General features: G+C 63.7%; 15 protein-coding genes, 1 tRNA gene and 1 pseudogene. 7 read left to right on the plus strand and 10 right to left on the minus strand.

Annotation, left to right across the window (positions count from 1 at the left end; genetic code table 11):
• Nucleotides 1–27: 27 nt before the first annotated feature.
• From ASG39_RS08015 to ASG39_RS08040, 7 genes are all read right to left on the minus strand, one after another.
• The gene (locus tag ASG39_RS08015) at nucleotides 28–327 is read right to left on the minus strand and encodes a hypothetical protein (protein ID WP_062594511.1); all 300 of its coding nucleotides are present in this window, start codon (nucleotides 325–327) and stop codon (nucleotides 28–30) included.
• Nucleotides 327–1,964, minus strand: coding sequence for an IS66 family transposase (locus ASG39_RS08020; RefSeq protein WP_062594512.1), 1,638 nt, complete (start codon nucleotides 1,962–1,964; stop codon nucleotides 327–329). The genes ASG39_RS08015 and ASG39_RS08020 overlap by 1 nt, the downstream gene beginning before the upstream one ends.
• 59 nt (nucleotides 1,965–2,023) lie before the next feature.
• Complete coding sequence (gene tnpB / locus ASG39_RS08025) at nucleotides 2,024–2,374, minus strand: IS66 family insertion sequence element accessory protein TnpB (protein WP_062594513.1); 351 nt, start codon at nucleotides 2,372–2,374, stop codon at nucleotides 2,024–2,026.
• The gene (locus ASG39_RS23205) at nucleotides 2,371–2,667 is read right to left on the minus strand and encodes a transposase (RefSeq protein WP_244481203.1); all 297 of its coding nucleotides are present in this window, start codon (nucleotides 2,665–2,667) and stop codon (nucleotides 2,371–2,373) included. Before ASG39_RS23205 ends, tnpB begins: the two co-directional genes overlap by 4 nt.
• A gap of 628 nt (nucleotides 2,668–3,295) precedes the next feature.
• The gene (locus ASG39_RS24490) at nucleotides 3,296–3,922 is read right to left on the minus strand and encodes a tyrosine-type recombinase/integrase (protein ID WP_244481175.1); all 627 of its coding nucleotides are present in this window, start codon (nucleotides 3,920–3,922) and stop codon (nucleotides 3,296–3,298) included.
• Between the two features lie 153 nt (nucleotides 3,923–4,075).
• Entirely contained in the window at nucleotides 4,076–5,362 is a 1,287-nt protein-coding gene (locus ASG39_RS24495; protein ID WP_347360156.1) for a DUF6538 domain-containing protein, read from the minus strand.
• Between the two features lie 157 nt (nucleotides 5,363–5,519).
• Nucleotides 5,520–5,593, minus strand: a tRNA-Gln gene (locus tag ASG39_RS08040).
• Nucleotides 5,594–7,250: 1,657 nt separating this feature from the next.
• On the opposite strand from ASG39_RS08040, the pseudogene ASG39_RS08050 reads away from it, so the two are divergent.
• From ASG39_RS08050 to ASG39_RS08060, 3 genes and pseudogenes are all read left to right on the plus strand, one after another.
• A pseudogene (locus ASG39_RS08050) lies at nucleotides 7,251–8,285 on the plus strand (Ppx/GppA phosphatase family protein); the annotation flags it as partial.
• Nucleotides 8,282–9,064: an RlmE family RNA methyltransferase gene (locus ASG39_RS08055; RefSeq protein ID WP_062594516.1), complete on the plus strand. Its 783-nt coding sequence runs from the start codon at nucleotides 8,282–8,284 to the stop codon at nucleotides 9,062–9,064. The pseudogene ASG39_RS08050 and the gene ASG39_RS08055, both read left to right, overlap by 4 nt.
• Nucleotides 9,065–9,068: 4 nt before the next feature.
• The gene (locus ASG39_RS08060; RefSeq protein WP_062594517.1) at nucleotides 9,069–9,449 is read left to right on the plus strand and encodes a VOC family protein; all 381 of its coding nucleotides are present in this window, start codon (nucleotides 9,069–9,071) and stop codon (nucleotides 9,447–9,449) included.
• Nucleotides 9,450–9,778: 329 nt separating this feature from the next.
• Here ASG39_RS08060 and ASG39_RS08065 read toward each other — a convergent pair whose 3' ends face one another.
• Complete coding sequence (locus tag ASG39_RS08065) at nucleotides 9,779–11,203, minus strand: MFS transporter (protein ID WP_062594518.1); 1,425 nt, start codon at nucleotides 11,201–11,203, stop codon at nucleotides 9,779–9,781.
• Between the two features lie 328 nt (nucleotides 11,204–11,531).
• Here ASG39_RS08065 and ASG39_RS08070 point away from each other — a divergent pair, with 328 nt between their 5' ends.
• Nucleotides 11,532–12,533, plus strand: coding sequence for an MBL fold metallo-hydrolase (locus ASG39_RS08070; protein ID WP_062594519.1), 1,002 nt, complete (start codon nucleotides 11,532–11,534; stop codon nucleotides 12,531–12,533).
• A 40-nt stretch (nucleotides 12,534–12,573) separates the two neighbouring features.
• Here ASG39_RS08070 and ASG39_RS08075 read toward each other — a convergent pair whose 3' ends face one another.
• Nucleotides 12,574–12,882, minus strand: coding sequence for an ATPase inhibitor subunit zeta (locus ASG39_RS08075; protein ID WP_062594520.1), 309 nt, complete (start codon nucleotides 12,880–12,882; stop codon nucleotides 12,574–12,576).
• Between the two features lie 332 nt (nucleotides 12,883–13,214).
• Between ASG39_RS08075 and guaB the strand changes: the two genes are divergently transcribed.
• From guaB to ASG39_RS08090, 3 genes are all read left to right on the plus strand, one after another.
• Complete coding sequence (guaB, locus tag ASG39_RS08080; RefSeq protein ID WP_062594521.1) at nucleotides 13,215–14,711, plus strand: IMP dehydrogenase; 1,497 nt, start codon at nucleotides 13,215–13,217, stop codon at nucleotides 14,709–14,711.
• Between the two features lie 88 nt (nucleotides 14,712–14,799).
• The gene (locus ASG39_RS08085; protein ID WP_062594522.1) at nucleotides 14,800–15,210 is read left to right on the plus strand and encodes an MAPEG family protein; all 411 of its coding nucleotides are present in this window, start codon (nucleotides 14,800–14,802) and stop codon (nucleotides 15,208–15,210) included.
• A gap of 130 nt (nucleotides 15,211–15,340) precedes the next feature.
• The gene (locus ASG39_RS08090) at nucleotides 15,341–16,123 is read left to right on the plus strand and encodes a 3-hydroxybutyrate dehydrogenase (protein ID WP_062594523.1); all 783 of its coding nucleotides are present in this window, start codon (nucleotides 15,341–15,343) and stop codon (nucleotides 16,121–16,123) included.
• On the opposite strand, the gene ASG39_RS08095 is transcribed toward ASG39_RS08090, so the two are convergent.
• A complete protein-coding gene (locus ASG39_RS08095; RefSeq protein ID WP_062594524.1) occupies nucleotides 16,098–17,036 on the minus strand; it encodes a LysR substrate-binding domain-containing protein in 939 nt (312 codons plus the stop codon). The genes ASG39_RS08090 and ASG39_RS08095 overlap by 26 nt on opposite strands.
• Between the last annotated feature and the right edge of the window lie 135 nt (nucleotides 17,037–17,171).

Genomic DNA, 17,171 nt, shown 5'->3' on the forward strand with positions numbered 1-17,171 from the left:
GTATCCATCCGGCGAAGGCCGCAGAGCTTATGATTTAGGCTGGTCCGCCATGATGCGTTCGATCCTTTCCGGATCACATTGCTCGTCGATAAGGAACTGYCTCACACCTCCGTCCCAGGTGCGGATATCGGCGAGGAATTCCTGCAAGCTTTCGATCCCCCGGTCCGTGAAGGTGGTGATGCCCTCTTCGCTGCCGTCATGGACATGGATCATCTCGCCGTAGTCGATGTTGTCGGAATTGTTGGCGATTTTCTGGAGAAGTTCAATGTTCTCGCCGATCAGCGAGGCGACATAGTCGATCGTGTAGACATGCGTCGGGCGCGTCATCAGGCTGCTTTCTGGTGGACGTGGCCTGCGGAAGACCAGTTCCACGGCAACAGTTCCGGCAGCCGCGACACGGGGATGCCAGGCATGCGAGCGAGCACGTCCGCCAGCCAAGCCTGCGGATCGATGTCGTTCATCTTGGCGGTGACGATCAGAGAATACATGAAGGCGGCACGCTCGCCTCCGCGCTGGGAGCCGGCGAATAGCCAGGATTTTCTTCCGAGAGCGATCCCGCGCAGGGCCCGCTCGGCCGCATTGTTGGTCAGACATAGCCTGCCGTCATCGAGGAACCGGGTGAAGGCCTCCCAGCGTCCCTCCTTCTCGAACATGTAGTTGATCGCCTTGGCGACGGGATTGTGCTTCGACATCTGGGAACGCTKGGCCATGAGCCAGTCGTGCAGTTCCTCGGCGATCGGACGCGCATGCTGCCGCCTCGCTACCAGTCTCTCTTCGTCGGACTTCCCGTTTATGCCCCGCTCGATGTCGAAGAGCGCGTCAATGCGGGCAACGGCCTCAAGCGCGACAGGCGATATCTCGTGGGCAGGTTTGCCATTGCGCACATTGCCGGCGATATCGGCCAGTTCGAAGAACTTGCGCCGTGCATGGCTCCAGCAGAGCGCGCTCTTGACCGGTTCGGGGCGGCGATCCGCACGATAGAGATCGTTGTAGCCGCCGTATGCATCGGCTTGAAGGGTGCCATGCCACCCGGCGAGATGCCGATTGGGATGGGTCTTCTCGCGATCGGGTGAGAAGTAGAAGAGCGCTGCGGGCGGTGCGCCGCCCGCAAACGGACGATCATCGCGCACGTAGGTCCATAACCTTGCCTGCCGTGTTGCGCCCCTGGCGAGGAGTGGCACGGTGGTGTCGTCACCATGCAGCCGTTCGGCTGCCAGTACATGGGCGCGGATCAGGTCATGGATCGGCTGCAGGGCRGTCGCGCAGGCTCCGACCTGGTCGGCCAACGTGGAGAGGCTGAGATCGACGCCTTCCCTGGCGTAGCGCTCGGCTTGGCGATTCAATGGCTGATGCTGGCCGAACTTCTCGAACAGGATCGTAGCGAGCAAGTTGGGACCTGCCCATCCCCGCGGTGTCGCATGGAAYGGGGCCGGTGACTGGCTGATCTTCTCGCAATCCCGGCAGGTGAACTTCTCTCGCACCGTCTGGATCACTTTCCACTGCCGCGGGATCGCCTCCAGCGTCTCAGTGATGTCTTCGCCCATCTTCACGATCCTGGTCGAGCCGCAGCAGGTGCAGGTCGACGGAGCTTCGATGATCAGGCGCTCACGTGGCAGGTGCTCGGGAAACGGCTTACGGGCCGGCCGGCGGCGTTCGAAGGCGGAGACATTTGTGATCTTCGCTGCCACGCGTTCAGCCGCGATCTCGTCTTCGGTGGCGTCGGCTTCGAGTTCTTCGAGCTGCAGTTCCATCTGGTCGATCAGCCGGGCGCGCCGTTCCGAGCTCTGGCCATACTGCTCACGGCGCAGCTTTGCGATCTCGAGCTTGAGGTGCCGGATCATCGCCTCCGAMGTCGTCACGACGGCGCGCACCTGCGCGAGATCGGCCTCGGCGGAGGCGGCACGCGCTTCCGATACCGCAAGCGCGGCGCGCAATCTGGCTATCTCCSAAGCAGCATCATCCATGGCCGAAAGCTACCATGGAACCACAGAAAGCCCAACAAAAACAGTGGAACGGTTGGCGACTATCCTGCCGTTGCAGGTCGCTGCGTCCAGCGTGGATTGCGCCAGTCGATCCCTTCCAGAAGATAGCCGAGTTGCGCCGCCGACACTGGCACGGCGGAGCTATTCTGGCTGACCGGCCAGATGAACTTTCCGGCCTCAAGCCGCTTCAGGTAAAGCGACATGCCGATCCCGTCGTGCCACAAAACCTTGATCAGATCACCCTTGCGACCCCGGAAGCAGAAGACCTCACCGCCATGAGGATCGCGGCCAAGACCCTGTTGCACCTTCAGCGCCAGGCTGTTCATGCCGCAACGCATGTCCGTCACGCCGCCCGCGATCCAGACCTTCACCCCGGCCGGAAAGGCGATCATGACGCATCCAGGACCGGCAAAAGGCCGGCAAGGATGTTCGGATCAAGCGAGGCCGGGATCGTYAGGCGACGACCGTTCGGCAGGCCGATCTCGATCGTCTTGTCGCCGTCCGACCGGAGCGGACCGGCCATCTCGGAAGATGCCGGTGGCGGCAAAATCGAAAGCGGCACGAAGCTTGTTGATGCGGTAACGCTCAGAWGCCCGCTCCGGTATTCCCGACGCCAACGGGTCAACAACGACCGAGACAATCCATATCGCCGCGCCGTCACTGAACCCTGCCGAAAGCCTTGCAAGCTCTCTTCGACGATCCGAACCTTCTCTTCGTCCGACCAATCCCGTCGACGGCCAAGATTACTCCGCGCGGCACGGNAACGACCGAGACAATCCATATCGCCGCGCCGTCACTGAACCCTGCCGAAAGCCTTGCAAGCTCTCTTCGACGATCCGAACCTTCTCTTCGTCCGACCARTCCCGTCGACGGCCAAGATCGTCCGCGGAAAAGACCTCAATAGGGGAAATGATTGTAGCGCATGACATAAGGCATGGACWTAAAGCCAATCACCAAATCAGGGCAGACGGCCTTCGGCGGAGGCATACNAAAGACCTCAATAGGGGAAATGATTGTAGCGCATGACATAAGGCATGGACATAAAGCCAATCACCAAATCAGGGCAGACGGCCTTCGGCGGAGGCATACGATTCTGAATCGGTTTTTTCAAGAGATAGCTGACTGGCTCGGCGACACGCTACGTCCGACCGGATTGTCCAGCCTGTAGCGCAACCCGCCGAAAGCTTCCTCCGACGGCGCAGAGGTATGAGACATCAACGGTCTTGAGCAGCTATGGGACGAGCTGCGGCGCACGATGTACGCAGGGGCACAGTGAGCACTGCCGAGGAAATGATTTCCGGCCGTCTTGCTGGTTATTTACGACCAGGTCGTGCCCACGGCGGCGGTTGCTTCTCCTTAACCCAAGGCAGCAGTTTGATGTCTCGAGGCTGGATATCGTCCGTAATGATCGGAAACTTTGCTAAGGCATCGCGCATCAACGAAAGACCGGCGACATCGGTATATCGATTGTTGGTTTCACCGTCACTCAGTCGTCCGGAAAGGTCATCGATGATCGCGGGAGGAACGCCCCTCTGTTTCAAAGTGTTGGAAAGGCCGTGCCGGAGCGCGTGAAGCGAGCGCTGCCAAAGAGCCTCACCGAGTGACTGCTGCATCACCGGTATGAATTGATCGTAAAAGCGATCGCCTGGATCATTCTCCGTCAAATGTGAGAATAGATCTGGGAAGAGCGCGTCATATCCAAGCTTCTTGATCTCGGTCCTGTATTGGAGAAAATTCAATCGGATGAGTTCATCCGGCAGCGGGAGCAGCCTGTGTGATTGGATGGTCTTGATACGACGAAGCTCATTAGCCCGGACATCGACAACCCAGCCGTTTTCTGTCTCATACACATCATTTACCCCCAGGCCGGCGAGCTCCTTACGGCGCGCACCGAGGTAAACGAAAAGCAGCGGCATATAGAAAAGGCTGTCGTGATACACGACGTCGCCAGATTTTTCCCGCTCCTCCCAGCCAGCGCATCCTGTGAATATAGGGGCAGAGAAAATCGGTTTGATATCCGCGGGTGTAGGCTTGTACTGTTGGGTTCTGATTGAACCGGGCTTTGGCTTCTTTGGTCGAACGCCTTCGAACGTCTAGTCGAGAATATTGAACCCGTTACCTCGAAGATGCTGGAGGAATGTCTGAAGATTGGCAAAATGCTTTCGGATGGTCTGGGCACTCAATCCCACCGGGGATTTTGCTCCCGATGCTTCAGCGTCCGCTCTCATCTGTAGACCTTGCTTGCGTAGATCGGCAGTTGACAGAGCTCGGAGCTGTGAGCTTTGCCCCCATCGTGTCGGTATGTCGTTGAAGTGCTGCCGCAAACGGCCGATGTGATATTGCGTGATCTGTCCAGAATGCGCGACATTGTGTTCCTGAAGGACGCCGGTGAATATACGCACAAGAGCGCGCGCGTCATTTGCTGTCGCGGCCTCCCACTCGTCCTTCTTGTTCTTGACCAGGTTCTCGCACTCTTGGGTGAAAGCTGAGATGGGCAGGTCGACAAGCGTAGAACGCGCAACCTCTCCGAAATCTACGTTGCCGAGCTCCTCCTCAGGTGGCGTAGAGAGAAGTGTGAGGTCGGGTGCAGTATGAGTGAGCCGAAAAGGCACTGCCTCTGAGTCTGCAGACGACGCCGAGGCTTTCGTTTGATGGGGTTGGTCCGATGACTGGTCTGCAGTTTCTCGAGGCGGTGATCCGCCCGTGAGTTCGCTGAGGCTGCTGTCCGCTAACGGGTAGCGCTCGTCCGTGGCCATCAATGCATCTGCTCGACCACGGAAAATATTCATAGCTGTCCGCTCTTGGTTGAGCGCGCTGTCCGGAATCTCGAACTCCTTCATGACGGCACGGAGGCGATTCTCGTGTCCCCTATGCAGAAACTGAGATCTGGCCGAAGCGTAGTCTGCCTTAATGTTGGCGATATGTGCGTCGGGTATCCCGTTCCTGTCCAGCAGGGCTCGCCCTGGGCATCCATCGTCCAGAGTAAGCAGAGTATGGGACCCGAAGTTCTCAAGCAGCCGGTATGCCCAACCGTTCTCCAGGTCCATCTCTACGTCTGTGATGTCGTGGGGTCTTCCGCGACGACGGGCTGCAAAGGCGATGCCGTCGAGGTGATCCATCATCTGGTCTCGTTCGGCCGCACACAATCTTGCCAACTGATCCTTCGTCGTCGTCCCTGCCATTGTTCCTAACTTCAAGTCTGCCAGAAGGGTGTTGAGCCGCCTCGCCATCATCTGTGCCTTTCTATGATCGGAGGCCTGAAGAGAGAGTGAAAGCCGGCTGCCTGCTGGGCAGAGATGAAAACTGCGTGGGACCCGCGGCCGCCAATAAAAGACATTTCCTCGACGGATGAGGTTCTCGACGTGGTGACGAACCGTCATGTGGCTCAAGCCCTTTGAACGGCCCTCCGTGTTGCCCTCGCGCGAAGCAATGGACACCACCTTTGGGCATCAGTTCTGGGCATCAGGTCGCGGTTAATGCCAGAACGAGATCCAAAAAGGTCGAAGAAACAAGGAATTCAGGAAAAATCGAGAGAGCTGGCTGGGGAACCTGGATTCGAACCAGGACTAACGGAGTCAGAGTCCGTGGGTCTACCGTTAACCTATTCCCCAACGCGCGGGCTGTGCCCGTCGGTGTGCCGGGCTTATAGACAAAACGGGGCGGGATGCAAAGGGGGTTTTTGAAAAACTTTGGCGAGGCCGGGGTTGGGTGTCTGGCCGGGCGCGTGTGCGGGGTGCGCTTGTTGGTGCAAAGCATGGATTGTCGTTCTGGAAAAAGCAGTTGGCGAAAGGCGGGCGCGCTGGTAGAGTTGGGGCAACGAAAATCGAAAGAGCGTCTTGAGCGACCGACAAGGCTTCGCGCGACGCGGTGGTAAGATCAGTGAAAGACCCCGAGCACGGCGATACGCCGTATGAGAGCGGGGCTTCGGCAGCGGCAGGAAACCAGGGGCACGCTATCCCCGGGTCCGGCAAAGCCAAGCGCAGGCGTCGCAAGACGGCGCGCAATGGCGCCGCGCATGCCAGCTCCCAAGACCTCTCCGCATCTGGAGGAGGCCATTCCGCACAGACTATTCTGGACGGTGAACCCGTGCGCAAACGCAAGCGGCGGCGCCGTACGAAGTCTGGATCGTCAGGCTTTCCGCACGGCCGTGTTTCCGCACCAAACGATCATCCCCGCGACGACCATCCCGACGCAGAGCCTGCGCATGCCGATCCGGTGCGCGGCCATCCTGCGCGTGGGCAAGGCACGGCGTCTGGCGTCGACGGCGGCGCGTCCGTATCCGGCAACCGCGAGCACAGCGACGGCAGGGCGCGTGACGGCAAGGGCCGGAATGTCGCGTCTTATGATGCGCACGCCAGCGCCCTGACCTCTCGCGACGGATCGGGACGGGATCGCCGTGACGTGATCTCGCCCAATGGGGTCTCGCACGATGGGGTCTCGCCCAGTGGGGTCTGGCAAAGCGGGTCCGCTCATGGTGGGGCCCCTGACGGGCGCGCAAGTGCTGCGGCATCAAGCTCTCCATCCGGCCGGCAGGCGGGTGAGGGTGCGGACGAGACGGACAGCCATGGCCTTTCGGGTCGCAATGGCCCGTCCGATGGTCGGGCCGATGGGGCCGGTCCGGGGAATTCGGGTTCCAGGCCGGGCCCGACGCAGGGTGGTGGACAAGGACGCGCCAATGGAGACGGGCGGGGCAGTGGACAAGGCCGCGGACAGGGGCATGCCGCAGAACCGGCCGGCAAGGGTCACCGAAACCACCGGCATCGTCATCGCCGGTCGGCGCAGGCGCGTCCGCTTCAGGGCACGGATGTCGTCCGGTCCGGGCGCGACCGCGCAGAGCCAGCCCATGCCGGCCCGACGAAGCGAGCAAACGAGCCGGCCGGCGGACGCCCCTCGGCGGGCCAGCGGCCGGGCCGTGGCGCCGGCGCGCACGGCGCATCCGCGTCTGCGTCCTCCTCGGCTGCGGGTCTGCCGACGGGGGCCCATTCTGCCCCGATCGGCGGAGCCCCCGGGCGGGCGGCATCGCAACAGAGCGGCCATTCCGGACATCAGCGTTTCGAGCAGGGCGGCGCGCAACCGGGCAATCCGGCTGGCCGGGTATCCGGGCCGTCCGGGAATTCTTCACACCCCGCGCAAAACCATGGCCATGGCCATGGTCCGCAGGCGGGGTCGGCCGCCCGCGGCGTAGCCGGAAGCAATGCCGGTTATGCCGCTTCGAGTGCCGGCCGACGTGCGGATGCCTTCGAGGGGGATGATGCCGGTCCGATGCCGCTCTATGCGGCGCTCGATCTCGGCACCAACAATTGCCGGCTTCTGATCGCGCAGCCGACGCGGCCAGGGCAGTTCCGGGTCGTGGATGGCTTTTCGCGGATCGTTCGGCTGGGCGAGGGCCTGGCGGCGAGCGGCCGCCTGTCCGAGGATGCCATGAACCGCTCGGTCGAGGCGCTCAAGATCTGCGCCGCAAAGCTCGGGCATCGCAATATCCGGCGCGCCCGGCTGATCGCGACCGAGGCGGCCCGCGCCGCCGAAAACGGCGTGGTCTTCATGGAGCGCGTGTCGGCCGAAACCGGCCTCGAACTGGAGATCATCGACCGTGAAACCGAGGCGCGGCTCGCCGTGTCCGGTTGTGCGTCGCTGGTCGGGCGCGAGGCGCGCTCGGTGGTCCTGTTCGATATCGGCGGCGGCTCGTCGGAAATCGCCGTGCTGCGCATCGGCGACAACAGGTCGAGCCGGCTTGCCAACCATATCACCCACTGGACCTCGCTGCCGGTCGGCGTCGTCACCCTGTCGGAGCGGCATGGCGGCCGCGATGTCACGCCGGAAAGCTTCGAGGGCATGATCCGCGAAGTCTCCGGCATGCTCGATCGCTTCGATTGCCCGGATATCGAGGAGGTTCGGGCGGCCGAGGATTTCCACCTCATCGGCACCTCCGGCACGGTCACGACGCTGGCCGGCGTGCATCTGGATCTGCCGCGTTACGATCGCCGCCGGGTGGATGGCCTGTGGCTGTCGGATGACGAGGTGTCCGCGATGCAGGCGCGTCTTCTGTCCTGGGATTTCGCCGCGCGTGCGGCTAATCCCTGCATCGGGCCGGATCGGGCGGATCTCGTTCTCGCCGGCTGCGCCATTCTGGAGGCCATCCGCCGCCGCTGGCCGTCGACCCGCATGCGGGTCGCCGATCGCGGGCTGCGCGAAGGTCTTTTGACCGATATGATGGCCGATGACGGCGTCTGGCGTCGCGGCCGTGGCCGCCGCCCGTCGCGGTCCGGCCCGCAAACCGGCTCCGAGGAGGGCCGAAGCTCATGACCAAGCCTCCCATCGGCGGAAATCGGACCGGACGCAAGCTCGGACAGAAGGTGAAGAAGGGCAAGCTCAAGGCGTCCTCGCGGCGCTGGATCGAGCGCCACATCAACGACCCCTATGTGCAGCGCGCCCAGCTGGAAGGCTATCGCGCCCGCGCGGCCTTCAAGCTCCTGGAGATCGACGAAAAGCACAAGATCCTGGCCGGCGCCAAGCGCATCATCGATCTGGGAGCCGCCCCCGGCAGCTGGTCGCAGATCGCGGCCAAGGTCACGAGCTCGACGGATACGGACCCGCGCGTCGTGGCGATCGATTTCCTCGATGTCGATCCGCTGCCCGGCGTCGTCATCCTCAAGCTCGATTTCCTCGATCCCTCCGCGCCCGACGCGCTGATGGATGCGCTCGGCGGTACGCCGGATCTCGTGCTCTCCGACATGGCGGCCCCCACCACGGGCCACCGCCAGACGGACCACATCCGCACCATGCACCTCTGCGAGGTCGCGGCGCACTTCGCGATCGACGTTCTCGGCCCCGGCGGCCACTTCCTGGCCAAGACCTTCCAGGGCGGAACGGAGCGCGAGCTTCTCAACCTGCTGAAACAGAATTTCCGCCAGGTCCTGCACATCAAGCCGGCGTCGTCGCGTGCGGAATCGGTCGAGATGTTTCTGCTCGCCAAGGACTTCAAAGGCCGGCGCGACGGCATCTCGGACCATGCCGATCTCCGGGCGGAAGGCCAGGATTTCCGCGACGAGCGCGAGGATGTGACCGAACACGACGAGGATTGAGCGGATGCTGCTTTACGTCACCGTCGGTTCGAACGATCCGGCCCGCGCGGGCCCGTTCTACGATGCTGCGCTGGCGCCGCTCGGCCTCGTCCGCCGGCAGGAAAGCGGCTCGGATATCGGCTATGCACATCCTGATGACAGCCGCTGCCGCGTCTGGGTCGTCGCGCCTTACGACGGGCGGCCGGCGACCGTCGGAAACGGCGTGACGATTGCACTGGACGCTGCCAGCCGAGCCGCCGTGGACGCGTTTCACGCGGAAGGTCTCCGGATGGGTGGGACATGCGAAGGCGCACCCGGCCTTCGACCGTTCCATGCCGCGTTCTACGCAGCCTTCCTGCGCGATCCCGATGGCAACAAGATTGCCGCCGTCTGCGAACGCGCATGATCCCGTTGCAGGGTACGATGCCGCCGGCTTCATGATGCCTATTTCCGGGCGGCGGCCCGAATTTCGAGACGCGTTCGATGACGTGACGAAGCACCCCCAAGCTCCGTCATTCCGGGCTTGACCCGGAATCGAGCGACCTGACGTCCGTCGGGTCAAAGACCGCTTCTCGACTCAATGCGTTTCTTCGGCTCAGGGACGTGGGCTGGATAGAGTCCGGGGCGAGCCCGGAATGACGGAGGGGCCCGTCCTTCGAAAACGCATCCGCCAGAAACGCACCCGGCAGATAGACTTCGACGTTGCTGCTTTTTGCAGGCAGCGCTCGGCCGGCATCACTTCCCCGCCAGCTGCTCCAGCTGCGCCTCGCCCTTCTCCCGCGGCGCGGCGCCGTGTCCCGAGACCGCGGCGCCGGCGGTTTTCGCCATGCCGAGGAAGGGGATGACCGAGACGAGGGTGATGGCGGAGATCAGCATGAAGGCGAGCTGGAAGTCGGCGAGTTCGAGCTGCGTGCCGGTCCAGCGGTTTTCCACCTCGAGAATGGCACCGGCCACCGCGACGCCCATCGCAAGGCTCATCTGCTGCAGCACGGCGCTCATCGCGGTCGCCTTGCTGGCCATCGCGTCGGGAATATCGGCGAAGGAGAGGGCGTTGATGCTGGTGAAGAAGAACGAGCGGGCGAACCCGGCCAGCAGCAGCACGAGGCACATGACGATGTAGGGCGTCGCCGGCGTGAAAAGCCCGTTGACGAAGGTCAGCACGGTGGCGATCAGCGCCGCGATGATCAGCGTGGTGCGGAAGCCGGCGAGAACGAGCACCCGTTTGGCGAAGAATTTCGTCGTCAGCGCGCCGATGGCGCCGACGAAGGTGATCATGCCCGACTGGAAGGGCGAAAGCCCGAACCCGACCTGCAGCATCAGCGGCATGAGGAAGGGAATGGCGCCGATCGAGATGCGGAACAGCGTGCCGCCGACGGCCGCGGCACGAAAGGCGCTGTCTTTGAACAAAGCGAGATCGAGCAGCGGCGCCGGATGGTGCCGGGCGTGGCGTACATAGAGGATGCCGCAGAGAATGCCGATGCCGGCCGCGATCGCGCCGATGCTCGGCGGCAGGGCCGGCAGGCTCATCACCGACAGGCCGAACATCGTGCCGGAAGCGGCGATGGCGCTGAGAAAGAAGCCGGTGACGTCGATCGGCGGCGGCCGGTCGCTGATGACCTCGGGCAGGTAGATGCCGGACAGGATGTAGCCGAGAATGCCGACGGGCACGTTGATGATGAAGATCCAGTGCCAGGAAAAATAGGTGGTGATGAAGCCGCCGAGCGGCGGGCCGGCCAGAGGCCCGGTCAGCGCGGGAATGCTGAGCAGCGCCATCGCGCTCACGAGGTCGCTGCGCTGCGTGCTGCGCACCAGCACCAGCCGCGCCACCGGCGTCATCATGGCGCCGCCCATGCCCTGCAGGAAGCGGGCGCCGACGAAGGAAACGAGGTCCCCGGAGATGGCGCAGAGGATCGAGCCGACGACGAAGACAAGGATCGCCGAGCGGAAGATGCGCTTGGCGCCGAACCGGTCGGCCATCCAGCCGCTCAAGGGAATGAAGATGGCGAGCGACACCATGTAGGAGGTCAGCGCCAGCTTGAGCGTGATCGGTCCGACGCCGAGGTCGCGGGCGATCGCAGGCAGCGAGGTGGCGATGACGGTGGAGTCCATCTGCTCCATGAAGAGCGCGACGGCAAGGATCAGGGGAACGATGCGGTTCATGCGAAGGCAAGCCTTTTCGACGGCCTCTTGGGCTCCGGGGAGACGCCCGGGATGGTCGGCTGAGGTGGGAGGCGGATGTCCGTGCGCGGGGCAGATGCGCAGGGCAAGCCGTCGGTCTTGGTGTATCGAACAGGAGATAGACACGCAGCGGCGAAAGTCCCGCGTCCCGTCTCACGCAACAGTCAATTTCCTGTGAAGGGTGCGCGCCTCGTCTGTCAAGGCATCGATCTCGCGCTACCTCAGGGCCTCTTGCCGGCGCTCCCGCTTGCGACCCTGCGGCCTTGCGCTGCAGTTTCGAACATACTTCGAAGACACAAGGAAACGATCGATGCACGGATTCACTCTCGGCCGACGCGCCCTCTTCGCCGCGACAGCCCTTGGCGCGCTGGCGGCGCCCCTGATCATGAAGCGCGCCGCTTTTGCGCAGGGTGCAGCGGGTGCGGCCGGGAAGGAAACTCCGAAAGCCTCGACCGGCGGCAAGAGCGCCACCGTCAAGCTCGGCGATGTCACCGTCACCGTCGTCAGCGACGGTCTGCGGATCGCCGACAAACCGAACGAAACCTTCGGGACCGACCAGCCGCCCGAGGCCGTCAAAGCGCTCCTTGAGAAGAACTTCCTGCCGACCGATCGTTTCGCCAACGGCTTTTCACCGGTCGTCGTCGATACGGGGTCGGAGGTCGTGCTGTTCGATACGGGAAATGGCGAGGCGGGTCGTCCGGCCGGCACCGGCTATTTGCTCGAAGGCCTGCGGGCCGCCGGCTATCCGCCCGAAACCATCACGCTCGTGGTGCTCACGCATATGCATGGCGATCACATCAATGGCCTCATGGAAGGCGGCAAGCCGGCCTTCCCCAATGCGCGCTATGTCATGGGCGAGACGGAACTCGCCTTCTGGAAGGATCCGGCACGGATGGGAACGCCCGCCGAGGGCGGCCACAAGGCCGTGCTGAAGAACGTCGTGCCGCTGGTCGAAAAAGCGAAGCTGATCGGCGACGGAGCCGATGTCGCGTCCGGCATCACGGCGATGGCCGCATTCGGTCATTCGCCCGGCCACATGGTGTTCCGCATCTCCTCGCAGGGCAAGGATCTCATGCTCACGGCCGATACCGCCAACCACTATGTCCTCTCCCTCCAGCAGCCGGATTGGCAGGTGAAGTTCGATATGGACAAGGAAAAGGCCGCGGCGTCGCGCCGGAAGGTGTTCGACATGATCGCCACCGAACGGCTGCCCTTCATCGGCTACCACATGCCGTTTCCGGCCGTCGGCTATGTCGAGAAGCAGGATGCCGGCTACCGCTTCGTGCCGGCATCGTATCAGCTCTATCTCTGAGACGGATCATGTTGCCTGCGCCGGATGGCGCGGGCGACACTCAGGCTGCGTACATCTCGTCGCGCAGCGCGCGGAGCATGGTCGTCATGCGCTCGCGAATGTCGTCTTCGAGAAAGATGACGCCGGCGGCTTCGAAATCGCTGTGCAGCCGGTCGATCACGCCGTCCGGATGGGTGACGCCGGCATCCACGATGTCCCGCGCATAGGATTCGGCGTCCGGCCGGTCGATCAGGGCCGCGGCCCAGAGGCCGATCAGCGCATTGCGGCGCGCCTCCGCGCGAAAGGTCAGTTCCTCCTGGCGGACGAACCGCGTTTCCTCGGCTTGGGCGTTTTTGCGCAGTGCGGTCATGGTTTCGGTCCCTGTTCTCTCGGTTTCTGCCTGTATCGCCGGTCGCCCTTCTTCCGGAGCCCCGTGAGAAGCGGTTCTAGCGGACGTCGCTTAATTCCGTTCGAAAAGGGACGCCTAATAAAACCTAAAAATGCGTGTTCCCGCGGTTCCCGTGGGACGGCTGCGGTCGGTCGGCTTTTTCTGTTCCCATCCCGTCACATCCGTGTTACGTGCCCTCGCCAACTTCCATGAAACACTTGCCGCCATTCCCCTCCCAGGATGCCCGGCAGGCGACGCTCCCGCCGGAACCCCGTCCGTCCGGGCGCCTTGCACATTTTTAAAGGAATTGGCCCATGGCGCGCATTATCGAAACGGCTACCGGTCTGGAGGCTCTGACCTTCGACGACGTCCTCCTGCAGCCCGGTCACTCCGAGGTCATGCCGGGCCAGACCAACATCGCCACCCGCATCGCCCAGGATATCGAGCTCAACCTGCCGATCCTCTCGTCTGCCATGGATACGGTCACGGAAGGCCGTCTCGCCATCGCCATGGCCCAGGCCGGCGGCATCGGCGTCATCCACCGCAATCTCTCCCCGGTCGAGCAGGCCGAGCAGGTCCGCCAGGTCAAGAAGTTCGAAAGCGGCATGGTCGTCAATCCCGTGACGATCGGTCCGGACGCGACCCTGGCCGACGCGCTCGGCCTCATGAAGACCTATGGCATTTCGGGCATTCCGGTGGTCGAGAATGCCGGCAACGGCAAGACGCCCGGCCGCCTCGTCGGCATCGTCACCAACCGCGACGTCCGCTTCGCCTCCGATCCCAGCCAGCGCATTTACGAACTCATGACGCGCGAAAACCTGATCACGGTGAAGGAAAACGTCGATCAGCAGGAAGCCAAGCGCCTTCTGCACACGCACCGCATCGAGAAGCTGCTGGTGGTGGATGGCGACGGCCGCTGCGTCGGCCTGATCACGGTCAAGGACATCGAGAAGTCGCAGCTGAACCCCAATGCCTCCAAGGATGCGCAGGGTCGTCTGCGCGCCGCCGCCGCCATCTCGGTCGGCGATGACGGCATCGAGCGTGCCGAGCGCCTGATCGACGCGGGCATCGACCTCATCGTCATCGACACGGCGCATGGCCACTCGCAGCGCGTTCTCGACGCCGTCACCCGCGTCAAGACCATGTCGAATTCGGTCCGCATCATGGCCGGCAACGTCGCGACCGCCGAGGGCACCAGGGCGCTGATCGACGCGGGCGCCGATGCCGTCAAGGTCGGCATCGGTCCGGGCTCCATCTGCACCACGCGCATCGTCGCCGGCGTCGGCGTGCCGCAGCTGGCGGCCATCATGTCGGCCGTCGAGGCCGCGCGCGCCGCCGATATCCCCGTCATCGCCGATGGCGGCATCAAGTTCTCGGGCGACCTTGCGAAAGCCATCGCGGCCGGCGCCTCCGCCGTCATGATCGGCTCGCTGCTCGCCGGCACGGACGAAAGCCCGGGCGAGGTGTTCCTGCACCAGGGCCGTTCCTTCAAGGCCTATCGCGGCATGGGCTCGGTCGGCGCCATGGCGCGCGGCTCGGCGGATCGCTACTTCCAGGCGGAAGTGCGCGACACGCTGAAGCTCGTGCCGGAAGGCATCGAGGGTCAGGTGCCGTACAAGGGTCCAGTTTCCGGCGTCCTCCACCAGCTGGCCGGCGGTCTGAAAGCCTCCATGGGCTATGTCGGCGGCAAGACGCTGAAAGATTTCCAGGAGCGGGCCACCTTCGTGCGCATCTCCGGTGCCGGCCTGCGCGAAAGCCACGCCCACGACGTCACGATCACGCGCGAAAGCCCGAACTATCCGGGGGCGTGATCGCGGATCGGACCAAAATCTATCGGAACGAAGCTTTCAGGAGAGCCGCCACCCGCCGCGCGGCTCTCTTGTCTTCGGGTGAGGACGCATGACCCAGACCGCCATCATCTGGCCCGTGATCGCACAGGTCCTGCTCGTCACCATCGTCTATGGCGTGATGGGGAAACGGCGGTTCGGCGCCGTGCGGGAGGGAACGGCCCGCGCGCGCGACTTTCTCATCCCCTCGGTCGAGCCGGAAGCGAGCGCCACCGTTGCCCGCAACCTGACCAACCAGTTCGAGCTTCCCGTCCTTTTCTACACGGTCTGCACGCTGCTGGCCGTCACCGACGGCGTCTCGATCCTGGCGGTCTCTGCGGCCTGGCTCTTCGTTCTCTCCCGCTATGGTCATGCCTTCGTGCATATGACCTCCAACCGGCTGATGCTGCGTCACCGGCTGTTCGTCGCCGGCTTCTTCATCAATGCGCTGCTCTGGCTGCTGCTCGCCATCCATATTCTCTGATCGGCAGCGCAAGATTCCGACGCCCGCCGGCTTTACCGCGGACGCGAAGCGGTTATCGTCCGCACAGTTGCCGCCAAGACCCGAGACACGCCAAGCGAAGACACGCCAGCCTGAGACAACGGAGAGCATCATGAAACTGAAAGACAAGGTCTGCATCGTCACCGGCGCTGCCAGCGGCATCGGCCGGGCGATTGCCGCTAGCTATGTTGCCGAAGGCGCGCGCGTCGCCATCGCCGACCTCAAGCTGGACGCCTCGCAAGCCACGGCCGCGGATCTCACCGCCGCCGGTCCCGGCGAAGCCATCGGCCTTGCGATGGACGTGACCTCCGAGGATGCGGTCAATGCGGGTGTCGCAACCGTCGTGGAAAAATGGGGCCGCGTCGATGTGCTCGTCTCCAATGCCGGCGTCCAGATCGTCCACAAGATCGAAGACTTTCCCTTCGAGGACTGGAAGAAGATGCTGTCGATCCATCTCGACGGCGCGTTCCTCACCACCAAGGCCTGCATGCCGCACATGAAGCGCCAGGGCGGCGGCGCGCTGATCTATATGGGCTCGGTCCATTCCCACGAGGCCTCGCCGCTGAAATCCGCTTACGTCACGGCCAAGCATGGCCTTCTCGGCCTTGCCCGCGTCGCGGCCAAGGAAGGCGGCCCGCATGGCGTGCGCTCCAACGTCATCTGCCCCGGCTTCGTCAAGACGCCGCTCGTGGAAAAGCAGATCCCCGAACAGGCAAAGGCGCTGGGCATTTCGGAGGAGGACGTGGTCAAGCGCGTCATGCTGGGCGGCACGGTCGACACCGAGTTCACCACCATCGAGGATGTGGCGAACGTCGCGCTGTTTCTCGCCGGGTTCGAGACCAATGCCCTGACCGGCCAGTCGCTGATGGTCAGCCACGGATGGGCGATGCGGTAGCCACGCTATCGGTTTCCGCGAGCAATTTTGCCGAGGCGTCGATGACGACCTCGGCAAGCGCCCGGTGATCCGCCGTCCGGCGCGACCGTCCCCGCCATACGAGCCCGATCTGCCGCGAGGGCTGCGGATCGGCGAATGGCACGATGCACATGCGGCTGCGGCCGCGCTCCTCCTTCACGGCGATTTCGGGAATGAGCGTGATGCCCATGCCGTGGCTCACCATCTGCAGAAGCGTCGCCATGGACGTCGCGCCATAATTGGCGACGCGCCGCCCGGCAGACGCGCCGCAGACGGCGAGCGCCTGATCGCGCAGGCAGTGTCCCTCCTCGAGCAGCAGCAACCGGTCGACATCCACCTGCGCCTCCGTCATCGGCGACAGCAGCACGGTGCTTTCGTCCTCGGCCATCGCGATCAGGAAGCGGTCCTGAAACAGCGGCAGACCCTCCAGCGTCTCCTCGCTCTGCGGCAGCGCCACGATGGCGCAGTCGAGCCGCCCGGCCTTCACGTCCTCGACGCAGCCCGAGGTCAGAAGCTCGCGCAGCTCGATCTCCAGCTTGGGAAACCGCGCGCGCAGCATCGGAATGAGCACCGGCACCAGATAGGGCGCCACCGTGGGGATGACGCCCAGCCGCAGCCGGCCTTCGAGAATGCCGGTGACCTGCCGGGCCCGATCGTAGAGCGCATCGACCGCCTGCAGGATCGCCCGCACCTCCGGCAGCAGGGCCTCGCCCTGCCGCGTCAGAAGCGCCCCCGCGCGATTGCGCTCGAACAGGGCGACGCCGAGATCCTTCTCCATTTCGGCGATCTGCGCGGAGAGCGCCGGCTGGCTGACATTGACCATCTCCGCCGCCCGGCCGAAATGCCGCGTGGTGGCGAGGGCATCGAAATAGCGCATCTGTCGAATGGTAAGCATGATCGGTTTTTCCTATCGAACATCACAAGAAATACAATTGGAAATTATCGACGGGGAGTGCGAAAAGAGGGTCGGACACGCGTATTTCACCTGTGTCGCATTTTCGGCATGATGGACGTGGAAGATGCGCGGAGG

This window comes from Rhizobium sp. Leaf371 (genome assembly GCF_001424045.1).
Classification (GTDB): Bacteria; Pseudomonadota; Alphaproteobacteria; order Rhizobiales; family Rhizobiaceae; genus Ferranicluibacter.

Coding starts and splice junctions, on each gene's coding strand:
- ASG39_RS08090 (WP_062594523.1), top strand. CDS start 15,341: ATGAAACTGAAAGACAAGGTCTGCATCGTCACCGGCGCTGCCAGCGGC.
- guaB (WP_062594521.1), top strand. CDS start 13,215: ATGGCGCGCATTATCGAAACGGCTACCGGTCTGGAGGCTCTGACCTTC.
- ASG39_RS08060 (WP_062594517.1), top strand. CDS start 9,069: ATGCTGCTTTACGTCACCGTCGGTTCGAACGATCCGGCCCGCGCGGGC.
- ASG39_RS08055 (WP_062594516.1), top strand. CDS start 8,282: ATGACCAAGCCTCCCATCGGCGGAAATCGGACCGGACGCAAGCTCGGA.
- ASG39_RS08095 (WP_062594524.1), bottom strand. CDS start 17,036: ATGCTTACCATTCGACAGATGCGCTATTTCGATGCCCTCGCCACCACG.
- tnpB (WP_062594513.1), bottom strand. CDS start 2,374: ATGATCGCCTTTCCGGCCGGGGTGAAGGTCTGGATCGCGGGCGGCGTG.
- ASG39_RS08070 (WP_062594519.1), top strand. CDS start 11,532: ATGCACGGATTCACTCTCGGCCGACGCGCCCTCTTCGCCGCGACAGCC.
- ASG39_RS08065 (WP_062594518.1), bottom strand. CDS start 11,203: ATGAACCGCATCGTTCCCCTGATCCTTGCCGTCGCGCTCTTCATGGAG.
- ASG39_RS08075 (WP_062594520.1), bottom strand. CDS start 12,882: ATGACCGCACTGCGCAAAAACGCCCAAGCCGAGGAAACGCGGTTCGTC.
- ASG39_RS08085 (WP_062594522.1), top strand. CDS start 14,800: ATGACCCAGACCGCCATCATCTGGCCCGTGATCGCACAGGTCCTGCTC.
- ASG39_RS24495 (WP_347360156.1), bottom strand. CDS start 5,362: ATGACGGTTCGTCACCACGTCGAGAACCTCATCCGTCGAGGAAATGTC.